This window comes from Paraburkholderia sp. GAS348, from assembly GCF_050434205.1.
In the GTDB taxonomy this organism is placed as follows: Bacteria; Pseudomonadota; Gammaproteobacteria; order Burkholderiales; family Burkholderiaceae; genus Paraburkholderia.
The window spans coordinates 1-20,422 of the sequence record NZ_JBNPVT010000032.1 but is presented as its reverse complement, the minus strand read 5'-3'; the positions used below and the strand labels follow the sequence as shown (position 1 = coordinate 20,422).

14 protein-coding genes and 2 pseudogenes are annotated in these 20,422 nt (G+C 63.4%); 3 read left to right on the top strand and 13 right to left on the bottom strand.

Annotation, left to right across the window (positions count from 1 at the left end; all coding sequences use genetic code 11):
• The first annotated feature begins 12 nt into the window (after positions 1–12).
• On the top strand, positions 13–1,329 hold the full coding sequence (locus P3T22_RS30500) for an HlyD family efflux transporter periplasmic adaptor subunit (protein WP_429326974.1): 1,317 nt from the start codon (positions 13–15) through the stop codon (positions 1,327–1,329).
• A gap of 86 nt (positions 1,330–1,415) precedes the next feature.
• Here the strand turns inward: P3T22_RS30500 and P3T22_RS30495 are convergent, their stop codons facing one another.
• The 5 genes from P3T22_RS30495 to P3T22_RS30475 are packed head-to-tail and all read right to left on the bottom strand — an operon-like array spanning position 1,416 to position 5,848.
• A complete protein-coding gene (locus P3T22_RS30495) occupies positions 1,416–1,619 on the bottom strand; it encodes a hypothetical protein (RefSeq protein WP_429326973.1) in 204 nt (67 codons plus the stop codon).
• 13 nt (positions 1,620–1,632) lie between these two features.
• A complete protein-coding gene (locus P3T22_RS30490; protein WP_429326972.1) occupies positions 1,633–2,901 on the bottom strand; it encodes a Rieske 2Fe-2S domain-containing protein in 1,269 nt (422 codons plus the stop codon).
• A gap of 24 nt (positions 2,902–2,925) precedes the next feature.
• A complete protein-coding gene (locus P3T22_RS30485) occupies positions 2,926–4,227 on the bottom strand; it encodes a Rieske 2Fe-2S domain-containing protein (protein ID WP_063500165.1) in 1,302 nt (433 codons plus the stop codon).
• A gap of 44 nt (positions 4,228–4,271) precedes the next feature.
• A complete protein-coding gene (locus P3T22_RS30480; RefSeq protein WP_429326971.1) occupies positions 4,272–5,243 on the bottom strand; it encodes a PDR/VanB family oxidoreductase in 972 nt (323 codons plus the stop codon).
• 50 nt (positions 5,244–5,293) lie between these two features.
• On the bottom strand, positions 5,294–5,848 hold the full coding sequence (locus tag P3T22_RS30475; RefSeq protein WP_429326970.1) for a bacteriohemerythrin: 555 nt from the start codon (positions 5,846–5,848) through the stop codon (positions 5,294–5,296).
• 274 nt (positions 5,849–6,122) lie between these two features.
• On the opposite strand from P3T22_RS30475, the gene P3T22_RS30470 reads away from it, so the two are divergent.
• On the top strand, positions 6,123–7,277 hold the full coding sequence (locus P3T22_RS30470; protein WP_429326969.1) for a porin: 1,155 nt from the start codon (positions 6,123–6,125) through the stop codon (positions 7,275–7,277).
• Positions 7,278–7,559: 282 nt separating this feature from the next.
• Here P3T22_RS30470 and P3T22_RS30465 read toward each other — a convergent pair.
• From P3T22_RS30465 to prpR, 8 genes and pseudogenes are all read right to left on the bottom strand, one after another.
• Positions 7,560–8,934 (bottom strand): annotated as a pseudogene (locus P3T22_RS30465) (NAD-dependent succinate-semialdehyde dehydrogenase).
• Between the two features lie 169 nt (positions 8,935–9,103).
• Entirely contained in the window at positions 9,104–9,433 is a 330-nt protein-coding gene (locus P3T22_RS30460) for a hypothetical protein (protein ID WP_063500162.1), read from the bottom strand.
• 2 nt (positions 9,434–9,435) lie between these two features.
• Complete coding sequence (locus tag P3T22_RS30455; RefSeq protein WP_429326968.1) at positions 9,436–11,451, bottom strand: heavy metal translocating P-type ATPase; 2,016 nt, start codon at positions 11,449–11,451, stop codon at positions 9,436–9,438.
• The gene (locus P3T22_RS30450; RefSeq protein ID WP_063500160.1) at positions 11,448–12,617 is read right to left on the bottom strand and encodes an SPFH domain-containing protein; all 1,170 of its coding nucleotides are present in this window, start codon (positions 12,615–12,617) and stop codon (positions 11,448–11,450) included. The genes P3T22_RS30455 and P3T22_RS30450 overlap by 4 nt, the downstream gene beginning before the upstream one ends.
• The gene (gene hflC, locus P3T22_RS30445; protein ID WP_429326967.1) at positions 12,614–13,681 is read right to left on the bottom strand and encodes a protease modulator HflC; all 1,068 of its coding nucleotides are present in this window, start codon (positions 13,679–13,681) and stop codon (positions 12,614–12,616) included. Before hflC ends, P3T22_RS30450 begins: the two co-directional genes overlap by 4 nt.
• A gap of 76 nt (positions 13,682–13,757) precedes the next feature.
• Positions 13,758–15,671 (bottom strand): SPFH domain-containing protein, encoded by a 1,914-nt coding sequence (locus P3T22_RS30440; RefSeq protein ID WP_429326966.1) that lies wholly within the window; start codon positions 15,669–15,671, stop codon positions 13,758–13,760.
• 278 nt (positions 15,672–15,949) lie between these two features.
• The gene (locus P3T22_RS30435; RefSeq protein WP_063500157.1) at positions 15,950–17,308 is read right to left on the bottom strand and encodes an MFS transporter; all 1,359 of its coding nucleotides are present in this window, start codon (positions 17,306–17,308) and stop codon (positions 15,950–15,952) included.
• A gap of 720 nt (positions 17,309–18,028) precedes the next feature.
• Positions 18,029–19,999, bottom strand: a complete 1,971-nt coding sequence (prpR, locus tag P3T22_RS30430) for a propionate catabolism operon regulatory protein PrpR (protein ID WP_429326965.1) — start codon at positions 19,997–19,999, stop codon at positions 18,029–18,031.
• Between the two features lie 290 nt (positions 20,000–20,289).
• Here prpR and P3T22_RS30425 point away from each other — a divergent pair.
• A pseudogene (locus tag P3T22_RS30425) lies at positions 20,290–20,422 on the top strand (2-methylcitrate synthase); the annotation flags it as partial.

The following is a 20,422-nucleotide window of genomic DNA, read 5'->3' as shown; positions in this document are numbered from 1 at the left end:
TGGAGAATTGACATGAGCGACAGCATCACGACCGAGCGCACGAGCGCGGACTCGGCACAATCGAACCGCAACGGTGCACACGATGCCCCGGCCGGAACACCGCCGAACGCGACGCCGCCTGGCGCCTCCGGCAAGCGCAAGCTGTGGCTCGCCCTGCTGGGCATTGGGGTCGTGGTCGCGGGTGCTGCGTACGGCGGGTACTACTTTACGTATGGGCAATATCACGAGTCGACCGACGACGCGTACGTCAACGGCAACCTCGTGCAGCTCACGCCGCAAGTGACCGGCACGGTCAACGCGGTCGACACGGACGACACGCAGATCGTGAAAGTGGGCGACCCGGTCGTCACGCTGGACCCGGCCGATTCGAGGATCGCACTCCTGAACGCCGAGGCGGCGCTCGGCCAGGCCGTGCGCCAGGTGAGCACGCTCTACGTGAACAACGACTACTACGCGGCCAACATCGCGCAGCGCGAGTCGGACCTGGCCCGCGCGCAGGACGATTTGAAGCGCCGTCTGGCGGTGGCCGACACCGGTGCGGTGTCGGCGGAAGACGTCTCGCATGCCCACGACGCCGTGGCCGCCGCTCAGGCATCGCTCGACGCTGCTCGCCAGCAGGCGCAATCGAACCATGCGTTGACCGACCGCACGTCGATCGAACAGCATCCGGACGTGCAAGCCGCCGCTACCAAGGTCCGCGACGCTTACCTCAACTACGCACGCAATACGCTGCCGGCGCCGGTGACGGGCTACGTCGCGCAGCGCTCGGTGCAAGTGGGCCAGCGCGTCGCGCCGGGCACGCCGCTGATGTCGATCGTGCCGCTCGACGGCGTGTGGGTCGATGCGAACTTCAAGGAAGTGCAACTGCACCGGATGCGTATCGGTCAGCCGGTCACGATGACGGCGGATGTCTACGGTTCGAGCGTCAAGTACCACGGACGGGTGATCGGCTTTTCGGCGGGCACGGGCAGCGCATTCGCGACGTTGCCGGCGCAGAACGCGACCGGCAACTGGATCAAGATCGTGCAGCGCTTGCCGGTGCGTATCGCGCTCGACCCGAAGGAGTTGGAGGCGCATCCGCTTCGCATTGGCTTGTCGATGGCGGTCGACGCCGACACGCGCGACGACTCCGGCACGCAGCTCGGCGCTGCTGTGAACACGACGTATCACACCGACGTGTTTGCGCAGTACGGCGAACAAGCCGATGCGGAGATCGCGAAGATCGTCGAGCAGAACGAGGTGGCGGTGCAGGCGAAGACGGCGATGTCGGCCGCGAGGAAGGTGAGGGGGATCATCCGCGATTGCGCAGCGAGCGCCGCGTGCCTTTGACCCGGGGCTTCGGCAATGCATCGTCAGGTTCGTCAAGATCCGGAAGTGCCAATTCTTCCATCAACGCCAGTGTGCGCAGGCAAAACTCATTGCCCGCAGCGCGTTCCGCATCCGAAAAGTGTGCAATCGTGGGTGCGGTCGACGCAGAGCACGCGAGCATCCGCCTGTGCGAGAGCATGAACGGTCTGCTCGCCGATACCCTGGCCCGCGCCGAGCACCACAAAACCGCGGCCGTCGAGCCGTAACAAGGACAAGTAGTCCGGTACATCGTTATGGCTGTTGTGGGTCACGGGAGTCGCCTTCTCAGGCAGTCACTGTCTGGCGATGGCCTGGCAGCAGGTCTTGCCAGGCTGTACCGTCTTCGAGTTGTCGGTCGCAGGCGCTCACGCCCCGGAGGTCGAGGCCGAGCGCTGGCGGTTGCCGGTTCTCCATCACACGCTTGATCGCATCCAGCAGCACACGGCGCACGCGCACGACAGCCTGGTCGGCGGGCACCAGGTGCTCGCGCGATCGGTCGTAGAGCGGTCCCTGAGACAGCCCGATCGTTGCGTCCTCCACCTCGACGCCGCGCAATCCGGTCCAGTTTTCCTTCATCAGTTCGCGGTTCTGGCCGAACGTGTCCATCCAGCTAGCCGAGAACGTGCAATTCTTGCGGTCGTAGTACTTGGGGTCGTTCAAGCCGAGCAATTCGATAATCTTCTCTTCAGTCACCGGGGCGTCGCCGTGGACGACGATGTAGGTGCTTGTGTGCGTGTCGTCTTCCGGAACCTCGAGGACGGTGAACTGAAACGCCGGGGCAGGGATGATGCGACCGTACGGGACGATAAACGGCACCACGCGTGCGTTGCGCACTCTCGGGTCCGCAGTCTTGCGCAGAGCGACATAGTGGAATCCGAAGGCCGTATCTTCGATTTTCAGAGCCGGTTCCAGGTCATTGGATGCAAGCGCAGCGGGATTGACTACGTCAGGGTTGGGCGTGAATTCGTCGTCTTTCCAGCCGGGGCGCGCCATGTTGGTGTGCAATACGCCGACATGAGAACTGTCCTCTCCGCCTTCGACCAGCTGCAGATAATTGCAGGCGACGTTGACGCGCAGCACGACGCGATTGTTCGGTGCGGAGTCCATAAAAGCGTAACGCGAAAACGCCGGAAGCAACTCGAGCGGGCCGACGTAGGCCCAGACGATGCCGCCTTCCTCGCGCGCTGGAAAAGCCGGTGCCTTCATCCGTGCCGCGTACTTCGGATCGGCGTGGTTCGGCGTTTCCATTACGGCACCGGAAACGCTGAACTTCCAGCCGTGATAGAGGCACCGGATGCCGCCTTCTTCGACCCTTCCAAGTGCGAGCGACGCACCGCGATGCATGCACAGCTCTTCCAGAAAGCCTACCTTGCCCTCGGTGTCGCGGAATACGACATAGTTCTCGCCGAGCAGACGGACGCGGAGGGGCGCGCAGTCCGGATGCGGCAACTGGGCCGAGGTGCACACTGGGTGCCAGTAACGTCGCATCAAGGCGCCCCCCGGCGTACCCGGGCCGACGCGGCAGAGAATCTCGTTGTCATTGTGGCTCAACATATAAAGCTCCTTTCTTGATTTTCGTTATTGGCTGCGCTCTGCACGGGCAGCATGGGACGAAACGATCCGATGGTGCGGAACCAGGGTCCGCCAGTCCTCGTCGAGACCGATCTCACCGGATACGCCAATGGCGCTGCCAGCGTCCGCTCGCAGCGCGGCTATCTCCTGCTGGTCGCGAGCCGCCCGGGCATACGTCAGCAAGCAGCGCTGAAGACGACTGATCGCGATGTCGGCCGTGGATAGCATCTCCTGCGATCGGTCGCGAATCGCGCCGCTCGACACGCTGCATGCGGCATCTTCCTGCGTGATGCTGTCAAAGCCGGTGAAATGACCGTTCCGCTGCTGTCCGCGGTCCTGACGGTAGCCATTGGCAACGGACATTGCCGCCGGAGAGTCGCAAGTGTCGGCCGTCATCCCGTACTTGCGCAGGGTCGGCTCATCCAGACCCACGAACGTGAGTTGCTCGGTGCGCAGCGGCTCTTCGCCAACGTGCTTTTCGGCATCCCACCACACGTGATACAGGTTGCAGCGCTCGTCGTTCACCGGCACGATCGCAAGCCAGACATCCCCGTTCGCGTTAGCGATGAAGCAGGGGGCGATGAACGACGTGACTCGAGCGATACGCTTGTCGCCGGTTTGGCGGATGGCTACATAGTGGAAGCCGAAGTCTGTCTCGTCGGCTTCGATCTTGGGGGCCGCGTCGAACTGCATGTGCGAAGTCTTCTTCGCGTAGTCGAGATTGGAGTCGTTAGTTTTGGCCAGTACGGAACTATGAAGGACGGTCAAATGCGATGAGTCGACAAGACCTTCGATCACCTGAACAAAATTGGCGTTGACAACTGCGCAGGCATTGATACGGTTCGAGTCCGGCTGGTCCATAAAGGCCCAATGCGGGAAGGGCGGCTCTTTACCTTTGGGGCCCAGATAACCCCAGACGATGCCACCCACCTCCCGAACGGGGTAGGTTCGACCCTTGATGCGCTCCTTGAATTTCGGATCCTCGACGTTTGGGGTCTCGAGGACAGTCCCATCCACCGCAAACTTCCAGCCGTGATAGATGCAGCGCAGCCCATCGCCCTCCGAGCGGGCCAATTGCATTGAAGCACCCCGGTGCAGGCACCCCTCCGCATAGATGCCGGGCCGCCCCAACTGGTCGCGCCACACGACAAACCGCTCACCGAGCAGGTCAATTGTCTGCGGTTCTCCATTCGCCTGCGGCATGTCCGACGACTGGATCACGGGCAGCCAGAAGCGGCGCATCGCATCGCCCATCGCCGTACCTGTTCCAGTACGGCACAACAATTCGTTATCTTGCCTGGTCAACATGTTGATCCCTCGCTACGATGTTTGGCAGTGGGTGACTGGCAGGCTCAAAGATCGAGCACCAGCCGGGAAGTTTTCGCGCGCGAGCAGCACGGCATGAAGCTGTCGTTGCTTGCCCGCTCTTCGTCCGTCAGATAAAGGTCTCGATGGTCGGGAACGCCGTCCAGCACCTTCGTTATGCAGGTACCACAGACACCCTGTTCGCAGGACAGCGGCAGGTTGAACCCGGCGTCGAGCAAAGCGTGCGCGGCACTTTGATCCGCGTGAACCTCGATGATCCGGCCGCTGCTGCCGATCTCGATTTCGAACCGTTCGTCATCCGAATAATCGATTGGCGCTGCCGCGAAATATTCGCGGTGCAGGTGTCCCTCGTCCCAGCCTAGTTCGCGCGCAGTCTGCAGGATGTGGTCCATGAAACCGGTGGGTCCACACACGTACAGATGCTTGTCGGGCGATGGCGAACCGATCGAGGAGCTGGCGTCGAGTTGCTGGCCGGGGGTGCCGTCGTCGACGTGCACGTGCACCTGCGACTCGTCGCCAAATTGCGCTTGTTGCAGGCGGTCGACGAAAGCCATGCGCGACAACGTGCGCCCGCAATAGTGCATCTCGAATGGGCGGCGCTCGCGCGCCAGTTGCTGCGCCATGCAGAGGATTGGCGTGATGCCGATACCGCCCGCGAACAGAATCGAACGGTCTTCCTGACCGCTGTGCAGGGCAAAGTGGTTGCGCGGGGCGCTGATCGTGAGCGTGTCTCCCACCTGCACGTCATCGAGAAGTTTCACCGAGCCGCCGCGGGACTGGGGGGCCCGCAGCACGCCGATCCGGTAGCACGGGTTTTCGCCCGGCAAGTCATACAAGGAGTACTGACGCATGGGACCCAGAGGCACGTGCAGGTCGATGTGCGAACCTGCTTCGAAGGCAGGCAGTCCACCATCCGACAACGGCGAGAGTTCGTAGCCGCCAATGTCGTCCGCCAGCCAGATCTTGCTGGCGACTTTGACTTGCAGCAAGGTATTCATTGGGATCGATTTATCTTCCATGGGGATGTAGGCATAAAGAGGGTAGCGTGTCACGCGTCGATGTGAAGTCGACGCCGGATGACGACTGGCGAGGCGCCCAACTGGCGCTGAACTAGCCAGCGCGCCAGACCTTGGTCCATCACGCGCACGTGTTCCGGAAACCAATCCATCAGTGCTCTGGCAAAAGAGCGGACAACCTCGGTTCGTCCATCAGCCAGCATGGCGCGTACATCGTCGAGCGACCGGAGCACGGCCGCATGCTCGTCGATATGGCAGCCCGCTGAACCGTAGGCTGTCTCGCGCATCGAGGCGTCTTCCTCGCCAAAATGGCGGTGCGCATGGTCGGCAAACGCTTCGAGTGCGTGCTCAAGATTGTCGTCTTCCGTACTCAGCAGCGCGTGTACACATGCGACAAACTCATGGTGAGTCTCGTCCATCGCCTGATGGCCAAGTGCATAGTCGTCGTGCCAGACGAAGCCGGGGTGTACACGATCCTTCGCCCCGGCATGTCTCGTTGCCTCGGCCATTGACGTCCCCACTGCTGGGTTCAGCGATGGCGCGATACCGCGGCCGTGAATTGTCTGTTGGTCTTCCAAATCTTTCATTTGTCAACGCACTCCTGCTCAGCTGATCACGCCGATAAATTATGTCTTCCACGGAAGATACTAAATAGCGTGACGGATGTCGAGGTAGGGCAAACGCCGATCCGCGCAAAAATCTCGGTAAAAGCGCCGGAATATTGCCGGTGTGGCTTGCCGGATATAGCAATCGTGAACCTCGTAAGTGTCTGGTACGGGTAACTCCCCACAGTAAATGGTTTGACATGGAAGATGAATAAAAATTATCTTCCACGGAAGCGCACAACCAAAAAGGAGACAGATGATGGGTTCGCAGTTGAGTCGGCAAGGGTGTGGTTTTGCATGGCGTCGGATGCTTGGGTGGGGGCTTTCGTTTCTTGCGGTATGTGCGCCGGGAGTATCCCAGGCACAGAGCTCTGTCACCCTGTATGGGATTATCGATACAGGCATTGAGTACGTGACAAACGTCGGTCCTCACAAGTCGAGCGTGGTGCGTGAGCCGTCGCTCACGGGATCGATCCCCTCAAGGTGGGGTCTGCGTGGCAAGGAGGATCTGGGTGGTGGTCTTAGCGCGATTTTTGTATTGGAGTCGGGCTTTGCCCCGTCAACCGGCGCGCTGAATCAAGGTGGCCGTTTATTCGGCCGGCAGGCTTATGTCGGGCTTTCAGGGCGATGGGGGACGTTATCCCTGGGCCGGCAATACTCTCAGATCTATTGGGCCTTGCCGGGAGACACGATGGGGCCGAATGTCTATGCCGCCGGCGATCTGGACCCGTACCTGGCTCAACCGCGACTCGACAACGCTGTCGCCTACTCCTTCACGTCATCGGGGCTGACCGTGGGTGCAACGTATTCGTTGGGGCGTGACGGGGTGGATCCTGCGGAGGCCGGAGGATGCGCCGGGCAGTCGCCGACGGACTGGCGGGCCTGCAAGTCAATCTCTGCCATGGTGAAATATGAAGCGGCGACATGGGGCGTAGCGACGGCCTTCGACCGCAACTATGGTGGTGGCGGCGTCGGCTCGCCCCTGCCGCTTAGCTCGCAAACGGATACACGTGCCGTTATCGACGGCTACGTGAAGTTTGGTACCGCGACTATCGGTGCGGGATTTCTCCACCGAATCAATCACGGGGAGCAGACGCCGACCCTTTTTGATGCGGTCAGCAACTACTGGTGGCTTGGCGGGACCTATTTCGTCCTTCCACAAATCGCCCTTGACGCCCAGTTCGGACATATATCGGTGAACGGCGGGAGTTCCGCGGGCGCATCCCTGTTCGCAGCGCGCGCGACGTACTTATTGTCCAAGCGCACTGCCGTGTACGTCACCGCGGGGCGTGTGTTCAACCAGCGCAACGCAGCGTTCACGATTGACGGCGGCGTGATCCCACCGGCTTCCTCGCCATTGCCCGGGGTGAATCAAACGGGTGCGATGGTGGGTATTCGCCACCAGTTCTAAATGGTCAGCGACGCTGGACCTCTAATCAGATAAGCCCTTTTTCCTAATTACCGGCGCCGCGACGCAGGGGATCGTCGCGCGCTCGCCGTACTACGTTCAAGGACGGTTCGGATAAAGTCGTGATATGGCATCTGCACGACGAACTCGTCATCGTCACGACGCAAACCGGTGCGTGTAGATGAACAAACCGGTCAGACACAGCTTCGGTAGTCAGAGGATAGCGGGTTATGCGGTAGACGGTGCAATGCCCAAGAGCCGGGAGGAAGAACGCGCGGGAGGCTGTCAGTCCAGCCCGCCCTGGCAGAGATACTTGATCGACATGTAATCGTCGAGCCCGTACTTCGAGCCTTCGCGGCCATAGCCCGATTCCTTCACACCGCCGAACGGTGCGGCCTCGCTCGACACTGCGCCTTCGTTGATACCGATCACGCCCGCTTCGAGCTGGCCCGCAACGCGATTGATGCGCCGTACGTCCTGCGTGTCGAAATAGGCGGCGAGGCCGAACGGCGTGTCGTTCGCGAGGTGGATCGCTTCGGCTTCCTCATCGAAGCGGAGCAGCGGCGCGACCGGGCCAAAGGTTTCTTCGCAGCAGACGAGCATGCCGGCCTGTGCATCGATCAACACGGTCGGCGCATAGTAGTTCGGGCCGAGTTCGGTCAGGCGCTTGCCGCCTGTCAGCACCTTGGCCCCCTGTTTGACGGCGTCTTCGATATGGCGGGCAATCTTGTCGATGGCGCGCGCGTTGATCATGGGACCGATCTGTGCGTCCGGGTCGGTGGCGGGCGCAACTTTCAGTGCGGCAACGCGTTTCGCGAGGAGATCGGCGAAACGCGCGTAGACCCCGGACTGCACATAGACGTGGTTCGGGCATACGCAGGTCTGGCCGCCGTTGCGGAACTTGGCGGCCATCAGACCGGTGACCGCGGCGTCGAGATCGGCGTCGTCGAATACGATGAAGGGCGCATTGCCGCCCAATTCCAGTGACAGCTTCTTCAGCGTTCCAGCCGATTCGCGGGCGAGATGCTTGCCGACCGGCGTCGAACCCGTGAAGGTGATCTTGGGCACGCGCGCGTCGGCGAGCCAGTCGGCGACCGCCGCAATGTCCTGTTCACGCGAAGCCGACAGCATGTTCAGCACGCCGTCCGGCAAGCCCGCCTGCTGGGCGAGCGCTGCCAGCGCGAGCGCGGTGAGCGGCGTGTCTTCGGCGGGCTTGGCTACGACCGTGCATCCAGCCGCAAGCGCCGGCGCGATCTTGCGCGCAATCATCGCCAGCGGGAAATTCCACGGCGTGATCGCCGCGACCACGCCGACGGGTTCCTTCACCGAGCTCATGCGTTTGCCGCGTTGTTGCTGCGGGATCAGATCGCCGTAGATGCGTGTCGCTTCGTCGGCGAACCCGGCGACGTACGACGTACCGTAGGCAACTTCGCCACGGCTTTCCGCGAGCGGCTTGCCTTGTTCCGTCGACATCAGCTTGGCGAGGTCTTCGGTATGGGTAACGATCAGCGCGTGCCAGCGGCGCAGAATCTCCGCGCGCTCGCGCGGCAGCTTATCGCGCCACGCGGGGAAAGCGCGCGGTGTCGGCGGCGTCGATCCACTTGCCGTCGATGAGATTCTGCGGGCGAATCAGGTCGTTGCGAGTCAAGGCGAGAAACATCGGGTTGCTCCTTCAGATTGCCGTCGACGAAATCGGCAATCGAGGCTTTCACGGCGCGCGGAGCGTTTTTTTCGGGCCTCGACAGCATTTTCTGCTGAATGTGGCGTGACGCCGCCGTGCCGGGATGGGTGGCGGTCGCGCAGCGAAATATCCGCACGGACAGCAAGCACTACGGCTTGGGTGCCTGCGGTTTGTGCTGTTCAGCACAGTCCGACGTAAACGCCATGCTCGCCTGATCGGGCGTCATATGCGGCGCGCCGGGCCGGTAAATCTTATCGATGATGCCGAAGACCGCTTGCCGGTCGGACTCATCCTTGTAGTACTTTGCCGCTTGATCAAGCGCTTGCGCTTTCGTCTTTTTGTGCGCACGCCACGATGCCACCTGGGCGGCAATATCGCCAATCGCAAAACACCGATCGCTGACTGTCTGTGCAACGGCGTCAACCGCCGGCTGCGCGAGGCACACTGCGAGCACTGCCGATACAAATACACGTTTCATTTTCAAATCCTGTCTTTGTGTGCACCTTCAACAAGGTGCACACGATTCTCCCACGGAGGAATACCTTCATCCATTCGCAGCAGCCGCCCCGCATTCGCGATCACAATGAATGTGCCCAGGTTGTGCAAAAGCGCAACCCAGACGGCGCTGAGCACGCCGGTCGCGGCAAGCGCGATCACCGCGACAGTCCACGCCAACCCGATCGCGGCGTTGACTGCCGCCGTGTGCAGGCAGCGACGCCCGAGGCGGACACACGTCGGGATACGACGCAAGTCGTCGCCGAGCAGTACGACATCGGCCGACGCCACGGCAATGTCGATGCCTCGCTCGCCCATCGCAATGCTAGTGGGGCCGGCCTTGATGGCGAGCACATCGTTCAGGCCGTCGCCCACGACTAACGGATGATAGCCGGCCGCCATTTCCCGCACGACATAATCGAGCTTGTCGTGCGGCAGCGCCTGCGCGACGACCACGGCAATGCCGGTGTCCGCTGCCAGTTTTCGCGCCACCGGCTCGCGGTCGCCGGTCAACAGTGTCTGGCGCGTCAGCCCGAGCTCCCGCAACTCCGCCAGCGCATCCTTTGCTTCCGCCCGCAATGCATCGGCAAACCCGAACCACGCGAGCAACCGCCCATTCAATGCAAGACCAACGCAAGGCCCTTCAATCTCCCGGCGCGGGTCCGGCAAAGCCTGCACGTAGTCCGCTAGCAAGCCGTAGCGGCCCAGCACCGCGACACCGTCCGGCGTCTCGGCGAGGACGCCCAACCCGCGTAGTTCGCGTGCGTGTTCGAACGGCTCCCGTTCGAATCCGGCCGGTGCGGCTTCAGTCGCGTAACGCAGCAGCGCGCGGCTCACCGGATGCGCACTGCTGCCGCCCAGCCGCGCCGCGAGTTCGAGAACCTGCGCCGCGTCGGCGCCGGGTTCCAGCATCACGTCTTCGACACGCATTTCGCCGTAGGTCAACGTGCCGGTCTTGTCGATCACCAGCGAATCGATCTGCGCAAACTTGTCTAGAAAAGCGGCGCTTCTGAACAGAATGCCGTGGCGCGCGCCGACAGCGATGCCGGCAATGGCCGTCGACGGTGCGGCGAGCACCAGCGCGCACGGACACGCCGCGACAATCACGGCCAGCATTGCCGATGCATTCGCCGAGACGAACCACACCAGCGCCGCAATCAGCAGGACGAGGCACAAATAACCGCCCATGTAGCGCTCGAGTATCTGTGTAATCGGCGGCTTCGCCTGCTCGGCACGCTGCATCAACTCGATGATCTTGCCGAGCGTCGACTGCTTGCCCGCGTGAGTGACTTCGATACGCAGCGGACCGTCGAGATTCATCGCGCCGCCGAACACGGTCGACCCCGGCTCGACATCGAGCGGCACCGACTCGCCGGTAATCGGCCCATTGTCGACACTGGAGTCGCCATGCTGAACGATACCGTCGGCAGGAATCCGCGCACCGGCTACGACTTCGATGGGGTCGCCCGCCCGTACCGCGTCGTACGGCATTTCTTCGATCGAGCCGTCCGCCTTCACACGCCGAACTTTGCCCGAGGTCAGCCTGCCGAGCGCCCGGATCGCCTCCTGCGATCCGAGCACGCTGCGCTCTTCGAGTGCATGCCCGAACGTCATGACGATCGGCAACAACGCGGCGGTCGCCATGTCTCCCACCGCCCACGCCGCCAGCATGGCGAGTGCTATCAGCCGGTCAGTCACGCCGTGCAGACTCGGCGACTTAAGGCTGTGCCACGCGCCGGCGAACACAGGTCCGGCGACGGCCAGCGAAGCGAGGCCGGCCAGGACCTGCGCAAGCGCTTCGTCCGCTGGAGCGAAGTAGTGCCATGCCGTCGACAGAATCAACAGGCCGCCGGCCAGCAAGGCAAGCGCGACTTGCTGCGTGACGCCCCGTTGCTCGGAGGCCGACAAAACAATCGCACGCCCCTGAGCGATGCGGTTCGCTTCGTCCGCGTGCGAGGCGTGGCCACCTGTATGCGCTGTGTGCTTGACGCCGGTGCTCATCGCGCATTTCCCGGCAAGATCAGATTCGATGTGTCGTGCGGTCCGACGGTCGTCACGTTGCCCGCTTTCGAGAGGACCGACTGAACGCGGTCCCGATACACGCGCGCGAGAAGCCCGGGATCGCTATTGGTGCGAAGCGGCACTTCCAGTTGCTGGATAGTCATGGTTTTGGCCTGCGCGGTGGCGACACGCTCAACGGCGTTCGCCTGTGCGTTCTGCACGATCCGGTCGGCGTCCTGTTGCGCATCCTGGCGTATTTTTTCAGCGGACGTGCGCGCCTCGGCCATGCTGCGCTCGGCCACCTGCAACGAGGTCAGCACCGAATTGAACGCGCTCACGGCGGCAGCGGGAAACGCGACCTCGACGTCGACACGCGCGACTTCCACGCCGAGTCCCGCGTGCTGCGCGTCGAGCTGGCGCAAGTGGCGCTCGATTTCCTGCGCGAGATCGCCCCGCAGACGCTCACGCTTTACGGCGACCTGCTGATCCGCCGACAACAACTCGGGACGTGCGACGAGGATGGCATCCAGGTCACGCTGGGCGACGACATCGACCGCCGATGCGGACACGATTCGCTCCAGCGCCGCAGCCAGCTGATCTTTTTGCAGGACATAGGCATACGGATTCACCACCCGGTAATACAGCGTGGCGCGCAGTTGCAACACGCCGTTGTCGCCAGTGAGCACATAGCCGGAGCCGGCTAGCGCATCGGGCAACTGCACACCGGCCGGCGGATTGTCCGGGCCGGCCACGTTGTCTTGCGCGAGCGGTGGGCCAGGTGGCGTATCCTGCGGCCCGATCACGGCGCCGGTGTCGGACTGTCCTTGAACCAATGGTGGTGCTTCCGGTAATTTCATATCCGCAGCGCGCGCCCGCGGATCACGTTCGAGCGACTGGATGCGTTGCTCCAGGACCCGCGCACTGCCGGGCACCAGCAACGTCGACTCGAAGGGACGTGGCCACGCAATCAGCAGGCCCGCTTCCTGGGTGCGCACGAACTTTCCGAACCGCAACACGACCGCCCGGCTATCAGGCGGAATGCGCCGGATGTTCGATCCGGCCCATGCACAAGCGGCGAGCACGACCAGGGCGGCGACAAACCAGAACGAGAGTCGTACCGCCTGGGCTCCCGGGCCGAGCGGCGGCAAGCCGGCTTCCGACCTCATCGCGCGGACCTGGATTTTTTCGACGCGGGCGCCGAGCCGGCGCCGGGCTGCGGCAATGGCTCGGACCGCAGTTCGGTGGGGCCCTGCACCAGGGCCTGGAACGGCGCGGCATCGGTGCGCAGAATCAGATTCGTATTGGCGCTAACCACCGAGTCGAGCGTGTCGAGCGAGCGCAGCATCGTGTAGAGCCGCGGATTGCCCGCGTAAGTGTTGCCATAGATCGCGGCAGCGTCCTTGCGGGACTGCGCCTCGATCTCCGCCGCTTTCACATTCGCATCGGCGACGGCAAGCCGGGCATCGCGGTCCGCATCCGAGCGAATCTGCGCGGCCTCGCGGTTGCCGTCGGCCGTGCGCTGCGCGGCCACCGTCTCGCGCTCGGCGCTCATCCGGCTGACGGTGGCCGCGAGCGTCACGGCCGGCAGCGTCAGGCGCTCCAGTCCAACCTGCACGACATGCACGCCGTAAGCCGAATACAGTTGCGCGTCGATCTGACTGCGCAACGCGTCTTCAAAGGCAGAGATGCGCACCTTGGACGGATCCGTGTTGACCAGCGACGCAAGGTCGAATCCTGCCGACGTGGTTTGCAGCGACGAGCCGAGCAGCGAGCGGATTTGCTGCGCGGCTTCGTCCGGCTGGTTGCCCACGGCCCGAACGAAACGGCGCACGTCGTTCGGGTCCGCCGCGACGCGCCATGCGACATACGCCTGCACGATGATCCGCAAGCCGTCACGCGTGCCCACGTCCTGCAAGCCGCTCGACGTCGTATGCAAGCGCAGGTCGACCGGCACCACCGCTTCGATCGGCGCCGGCAGATGCCACGCGAGGCCAGGTTCGAGCAACACGCGCACGGGCTGACCGAAGCGCGTAATCACCGAGGCTTCGCCTGCACGCACGGAGATGAAGCTCGCCACCGCGATCGCAACGATCACGCAAAGCAACGCAAGCAGAACCCGTATGTAGAACGGACCGCCGCCCGCAGCCAGCGCATCGTCACCGCCGTGGCGATGCGGACCGTGACCGTGACCGTGATCGTGACCGTCTGCATGCGAATGGAACAAACTCATATCGTCACCTTAAAAACAGCTTCGCCGACATTGGGCGTGCGTATCCGTACGGCGCGCGCACGGTGCAGCCAGGGGGTCAATTGCCGTGAGGAATGCCGGCGAGATCGCCCGCGGTGAACGAGCGCAGATCGATGGTTGCCCGGCGGTCGGCTGTCAGCCGGTCGTCGATCACCGTGATGCGCGCATTCTGCAATCCCTGCTGCAACTTGCTCAAGTAGTACTCGAAGGGGAACGCCGGTCCGCCGAGCCGGTAGGCCACCGTGTCGGCTTCGAAATTAATTTGCTGCACGCGCGCCGCCGCCATCGTGTCAGCCGCCCGGGCGCTCGCCTGGGCGACGCCCGCCAGTGCCTGTTGCTGCGCATTGCCGAGCAAGCCGGCCGCGAAGCCGTGTGCCTCGGCAACGCTCGCCTGAGCGCGAATCTGCGCCGCCTGCACGTCGTGATAGGCCGCGGCCGCCCCCGACGGCGGATGCACGCTCTCGATCACCACTGCCACGACTTCGATGCCGCTCGCGAGCTGGTCGAGTTGCCGCTGAACAGCACGGCGCACGCTCTCGGCCATGGCGGTTTGACTCGTCTCGAGCAACGCCTGCAACGTGTGCGACGCGAGGTAATGCACCACCTCGCGATTGGCGATCGACCGGACGGTGCTCTCCGGGTCGACCGACCGGTACAGTGCCGCACGCGCCGCCGTATCGCTCAAGCCCTCGCGGTAATCGAGCCGCACGTCGGCGTTGACGATCTGAAAGCTCTGCTGCTCGCCGGTTGCACCCGCGATCACCTGGCTTGTCTCCCAGGGATGCTGGACGTCCCAGAGACGATTCAGCTGTTCGGGCGTCGGGCCGTCGGCGGGAGTGGAGGGCGCTGCGACGCTGCTGTCGTCGGCGCCACCTGACACGATGAGCTGATGCACGGCGCCGTTGTCGACAAGGCGCGCCTTGCCGAAAGGCCAGGGCATACCGAAGTGAAGGCCCGGCGGCCATACCGCTACCGGTGCGCCGAACCGTTCGTATACCGCGCGCTGGGATGGGCCTAGCACCACGACCGATGTCAGCAACCACGCACACGCCACCATCGCCACGACGGTGACCGGCAACAGTCGCACAAAACTGCGCAACACCCAGTTCTGACGCAGATCGATACCGTAGCGGTCATGCAATTCAGCGCCGATCGACGAGAGCGGTGAGCGGCGATAACGCAACAGACCCGCAATGATGCTCGACGGAACATGAGCCGCGTTTGCACCGGCGCTCGGTGCGAAGAACCACAGAAGCGTGGCGCGGATCATCATTTCGACGGCAATCGCAGCATTGAATACCGCCGCAACATGCACCAGCAGATCGAGCGCTGTGTGCAGGTAGACGAACCACGCCGCTGACAACGCCGCAGCGAGCGCACACATCACCAGGACGCGCAGCATGCCGGCGAGCGATGCCGATAGCGAGGCATGGGATTGCTCCGCATCCTGTGCATAGAACCGTTCGGCGACGAGCGTGAGGAAGGCCAGCGTCAGCGCCGCAGCGCCGCTAACGATCACAAGAGACGATGAGACCATCGCGTGAACGAGCATGGCGGGCGAAAGGGGCTGCAACGCTGTCGCGGCGATCGCCACGGAAAGACAGCCGCACATGGCCACGCCCCACGGCTGCCAGCGAAAAGCCCGGAGTGCGAGACTCAAGGACGGCGCCTCGGCATCGTGCCGGACAAGCTGCTTCACGAAACTTACGCCCCGCTTCCAGCCTGATTCCTGTGCCGGATCAGGTGCCGTGCGTGCCGTCGACGGCTGCCATATCGTGACAACCAGCACGTTCAGGCACGCGCTTGCCAGAACCGTGCTCCAGCGCAGATCGATGGGCAGGGTTTTAAACAGGCTCAGGGTGCCGAGCAGACCCGCGAGTCCCAGGGCGGCCCATCCAGCCAGCGAGGTTTCGCCACGTCCAGACGGTCGCTCGCCCAAGTTGATTTCTTCGCCGGCAGGCCGTTCTGACATCAGTATTCCTTACGCACGCGTTACAAATCGGGTGACGTGCAGCCTCCCCGTGGGCATTCGCGATGATCCGCGAGCCGCAATTTAACGCGCCAGCTTAGGATACTCAAGGTTAGTCTGCGAGAGAATCAACGGGCACAAGCAATGCGAAGCGGGACTGTCCTTGTCGCAGCGCGAGTCAGTCAGTCAGTCGTGACCGGCCTCTCCCGAACGCCGTGCGCGCCGTTCCGGATGGAACGCGGCGAGCTGGCGTTGCGAGCAGAGACACGGTAAAGCCCAACTCAATGCCCAAACGACTCCGCTTTCGCGCCAGCCTCTGCCATCACATGCGGACGTGCCGCCTGCTTGAGCAGCAAGGCCACGCACGAAATCAGACCCGCCACCGCGACCATCGCGAAGATGCCGCCAAACGTGAAGTGGCGGCGCGTCAATTCAGCCACGAGGAACGAGCCCGCGATCCCGCCGAAGCGGCCGATCCCCAGCATCCACGCCACGCCCGTACCGCGACCTTGAGTCGGGTAAAACGCGGCGGCAAGCGCCGGCATCGACGACTGTGCAGTATTCATCAGCACGCCGGCGACGAACACGATGAACACCAGCGCGCCGACATTGCCGACCGCCTGGCCGATGAAGTACACGCTCACCGCGGTCAGCGCATAGCAGGCGGCAATGATGCGGTTCGCGTTGAAGCGGTCCATCAGCACGCCGCACAGCACGGCGCCTACGCCGCCGAGCGGGAATAGCGCGGAAATCAGCGTCGCGCGTTGCGGCGTGAGTCCGGCGTCCTTCAGCAGAATCGGCATCCAGTTGATCGACGCGTAGAAGATCACGAGGCCCATGAAGTAGGCAACCCACAGCATCACCGAGCCGATGATGTACGAACGCGAGAGCACCACGCTCATGCCCTTGCCGCCGGTTTGCGGCGCGGTTTCGGTCATGACGAAACTGCCGGCGTTTGCGGCGTCGCTCGAAATGCGCGTCAGCGCTGCGCGAATCCGTTCGACCGGCTTACTGTTGGCCACCATGTAGCGGACCGATTCCGGCATCTTCAGCACCAGCGCGATCAGCAGCACCAGCGGCGTGATACCGCCGAGCAGCAGCACGCTGCGCCAGCCGAAGTGCGGAATCATCCACGCAGCGAGAAAGCCGCCGAAGGCCGCACCCAGCGGAAAGCCGCAGAACATCAGATTGATCAAGGTCGCGCGGCGGCGATCGGGGCAGTACTCGCCCATCATCGTCACGGCGTTCGGCATGGCCGCGCCGAGGCCGACACCGGTGATGAAGCGCAGGATCGTCAGGTGTTCGATGCTGTTGGAAAAGGCCGAAGCAAAGCAGGCCACGCCGAACAGCAGCACCGAGCCGAGCAGCATCGAACGCCGCCCGAGCCGGTCGGACAGCGGCCCCGAGACGAGCGCGCCGCAGGCGAGGCCGAACAGCGCCGCGCTGAGCACCGGCGCGAGCGCCGGCCGGGCGATGCCCCATTCGGAGATCAGCGACGGTGCAATGAACCCGATCGCGGCTGTGTCAAAACCGTCCAGCAGGACGATGACGAAGCACATGAAAAAGATGAGCCACTGGAACGGCGAGAAAGGATGGTCGTTGATAAACGTTTGAACGTTCACAGCGGTGCTGCGGTTCATGAGGGTCTCCTGACTGCAGAATACGGAAAGGCTTGCCGTTACGGCTCGCCGTGACGGCTTGCCGCAGCGAGCCTTTCTTTTTTACGATCGTACGCCGTTTAGAAGCGGTGCACGATGCCTGCGCCGGCAGCGAACTGGCTGCGCAACGGTGACGGCGTGCTCTGCAAGCCGTCGCCGACGGTTGCGGTGGCCGCGATGATATGCCCCGCAGCCGCAGCCGCAGCCGCAGCCGCAGCCGCAGCCGCAGCCGCAGCCGCCGTGCCGAGCGTGTTGCCGTTGGTGCGCCGGAACGCCTGCGGCGCATAGGGGCCGGCGCGCTTCGGCAGTGCATAGTACTCGGACAGGTTGACCTGCCCTGACTTGCGCGAGGAGAAGGACGGCCCGGACGTTGATGATTTCCGTCTGATTTGTTCGCATAAAGAACATGGATTCTCTCTGAGAACAGGCCGAACTCTAAGTAGTTTGACAACGAGGAGCAACGCGGGATTACCCGACTCTGTTGCAGATGCGCGTCGAATCGGGCAGAGCGTATTGGCTTCGAAAGACTTTCATCTTCACGTTAGTTTTTGAATGCGCATGGGCCGATCATCGGCTACTTGCGTTCATGCCCGTGTTTGCGCTGGCGTTCGTCACGGTTCGTTCGATAGGCTAGCAGCAGGAAGCGCGCGGCCGTGTCGCGCGCCGGAGCGAATGCTGTGAAACAGGGCGGCGTGGCTCAGGCTACTGCGTCGCGCTCAGCTTCCGCCATAACGTCGTCTTGCTGATGCCGAGAGCCTGGCAAACCGCATCGCGGTCGCCGTCGCAGGCGGCGAGGGCGGCGCGGATTTCGTCTGCTTCCACATGACGGCTGCGCTCGCGTAACGTGAGCGCAGCTTTCTTCGTGCGCGCCTGGGGCTGCTCGAAGATTTCAGGTGCGACGGTGCGCAGTACCTCGCGCGTAAAGACGGTTTCTGTGGCGCCGTTTGAGTTCGTGTCCATGTCCGCGTCTGCCAGTTCAACCGCAATCCGTTCGATCACGTTCTGCAATTCACGCACGTTGCCCGGCCACGTGTAACGCTTGAGCGGCTCACCAAGACTGTTAAGCACGCGTGCTGCGGCATCCGCATCGGGTAGCCGTGCCGCCAGCCTGGGCTCGCGCGACGCCGCCTGCAGCAGCAGTTCGACCGCGAGCGGCAGCAGATCGGCGGGCCGCTCGCGCAGCGGCGGCAGGGCGATGCTCAGGATGTTGAGCCGGTAATACAGGTCCGCGCGGAAACCACCCGCCTCGATGCCCTCGGTCAACGCACGATGCGTTGCTGCGACGACCCGGATATCCACTCGCGTCGGCTCGGTCGAACCGAGCCGCACGACCTCGCGCTCCTGCAGCACGCGCAATAGCCGGCTTTGCAACGACAACGGCATCTCGGCGATTTCGTCGAGAAACAGCGTGCCGCGGTGCGCCACTTCGATCAGCCCCGCCTTGCCGCCTTTGCGCGCGCCGGTGAACGCGCCTTCCTCATAACCGAACAACTCGCTCTCGAGCAATGCCTCAGGAAACGCGCCGCAATTGATCGCGACGAAGGCGAAGTCACGCCGCGCGCTCAGCTGATGCATGCTCTGCGCGACCATCTCCTTGCCGGTGCCGCTTTCGCCGAGAATCAGCACGGTGGCGTCCGATTTGGCGTAGCGCTGCACGAGCGTGCGGACCCGTTCGATCGAATCGGATACGCCGACGATATCGCCAAGCTGGTAACGCGCGCTGAACTGCTGCACGCGCTGCCGTGAGCGCAAAGTGCGGTCGAGCCGTTCGACCGCGCGCGATTCCTGAAACGTGAGCACGGTGCCTGCCGCCGAGCTGCTGCTCGCCAGCGGGCCGCGATGCACGACATAGCTCGCGCCCCGCACCGTGCAGAACGCGTCGCCGTCCGAGTCCGGCAAGCTGCCGGCGAGATCGGGTGCGAGGTCGAGCAGTGCACGGCCTACCGCATTCGCCGCGTTGATGCCGAGCACGCTGGCGAGGCGCTGGTTCATCGCTTCGACGCGCCCTTGCGCATCGAGCGCGACGACGCCGTCGCGCAGATGCTGCAGCAGATTGTCGAGCCGTTGACGGCGAACCGTTTCGCGGCGGGTGGCCTGCGCGACTTCGAGCGCGGTATCGAACGCGGCACGCACCGATGCGCGTGAATACAGAAACACCGCGCCCATGCCGGCGTTCGCCGCGAGATCGGTAACGAGCCCCGGGCCGACCACGACGTCGATACCCCGATCGCGCAGATCGAGAACGACGCTCTCCGCGTCTTGCGCCGACTGATACGAAGCGAACGTCACGTCGATGCCGTACGCGGTGGCGAAGCGGCGCACCTCGTCTGGCGTATCGCCGTGCGTGACGAGCGCGACCTTCGCGCCGTCGCGCCGCGCCCGCGCGAGCGCGTGCATGACGTCGAAACCGGTTGGGTTGATCAGCACGACCGGTACGCCGACGCGCGTTTTCAGATACGCGCCGTTGGAGCCGCCGGCAATCACGACATCCGGACGCCCGGCCCCGACCTCGTCGATCTCGTGCACGGCGTCTTCGAAGCCATGCGAAACGATGCGCAGATCGGCGCGTTCGACGTACTCGCCGGCGATATCGAAGAACAGATCGCGCAGCCGGCTGATACTGACGGCCCAGATGCGGGGGCGCTGCGCGGGGTCGAAGGGAGGCGTGCTCACGGTGGGGGTTCGTTCTCTGGAGGGAGAGGTGGGAAGGATGAGAAGTTCGCCTATTATGCACCTGTCGATTTCGAATTTGAAATTCTATATTTCACTTATGAAATAGGGTGGCGATGCGGCGAGGAGACGATTTTTTGTTAAATCAGGCACTTAGCTGCTCGCGTTCCGCCTGGCCCAATCTTTGCGTTGTTAGGCTCCGTTTGCACCGGTCACCGCCTTGAAACCCTGGAAGACAAGCTCGGCGCGCTGATTGCCGCACGAACGCAACCCCCGCAGTTGGAGACGAAATTATGAGTGAAGCCGATAACAGCACGCCGACCGCAGGCGCCTTCAAACCGAAGAAATCCGTGGCGCTGTCCGGCGTGACGGCTGGCAATACCGCGCTTTGCACGGTCGGCAAGACCGGCAACGATCTGCACTACC

Bases quoted from the DNA above. Each gene is read 5' to 3' on its own strand.
- P3T22_RS30480 (WP_429326971.1), bottom strand. From the start codon at position 5,243: ATGAATACCTTGCTGCAAGTCAAAGTCGCCAGCAAGATCTGGCTGGCG.
- P3T22_RS30450 (WP_063500160.1), bottom strand. From the start codon at position 12,617: ATGAGGTCGGAAGCCGGCTTGCCGCCGCTCGGCCCGGGAGCCCAGGCG.
- P3T22_RS30490 (WP_429326972.1), bottom strand. From the start codon at position 2,901: ATGTTGAGCCACAATGACAACGAGATTCTCTGCCGCGTCGGCCCGGGT.
- P3T22_RS30485 (WP_063500165.1), bottom strand. From the start codon at position 4,227: ATGTTGACCAGGCAAGATAACGAATTGTTGTGCCGTACTGGAACAGGT.
- P3T22_RS30435 (WP_063500157.1), bottom strand. From the start codon at position 17,308: ATGAACCGCAGCACCGCTGTGAACGTTCAAACGTTTATCAACGACCAT.
- P3T22_RS30455 (WP_429326968.1), bottom strand. From the start codon at position 11,451: ATGAGCACCGGCGTCAAGCACACAGCGCATACAGGTGGCCACGCCTCG.
- P3T22_RS30500 (WP_429326974.1), top strand. From the start codon at position 13: ATGAGCGACAGCATCACGACCGAGCGCACGAGCGCGGACTCGGCACAA.
- P3T22_RS30470 (WP_429326969.1), top strand. From the start codon at position 6,123: ATGATGGGTTCGCAGTTGAGTCGGCAAGGGTGTGGTTTTGCATGGCGT.
- P3T22_RS30475 (WP_429326970.1), bottom strand. From the start codon at position 5,848: ATGAAAGATTTGGAAGACCAACAGACAATTCACGGCCGCGGTATCGCG.
- P3T22_RS30460 (WP_063500162.1), bottom strand. From the start codon at position 9,433: ATGAAACGTGTATTTGTATCGGCAGTGCTCGCAGTGTGCCTCGCGCAG.
- hflC (WP_429326967.1), bottom strand. From the start codon at position 13,681: ATGAGTTTGTTCCATTCGCATGCAGACGGTCACGATCACGGTCACGGT.
- P3T22_RS30440 (WP_429326966.1), bottom strand. From the start codon at position 15,671: ATGTCAGAACGGCCTGCCGGCGAAGAAATCAACTTGGGCGAGCGACCG.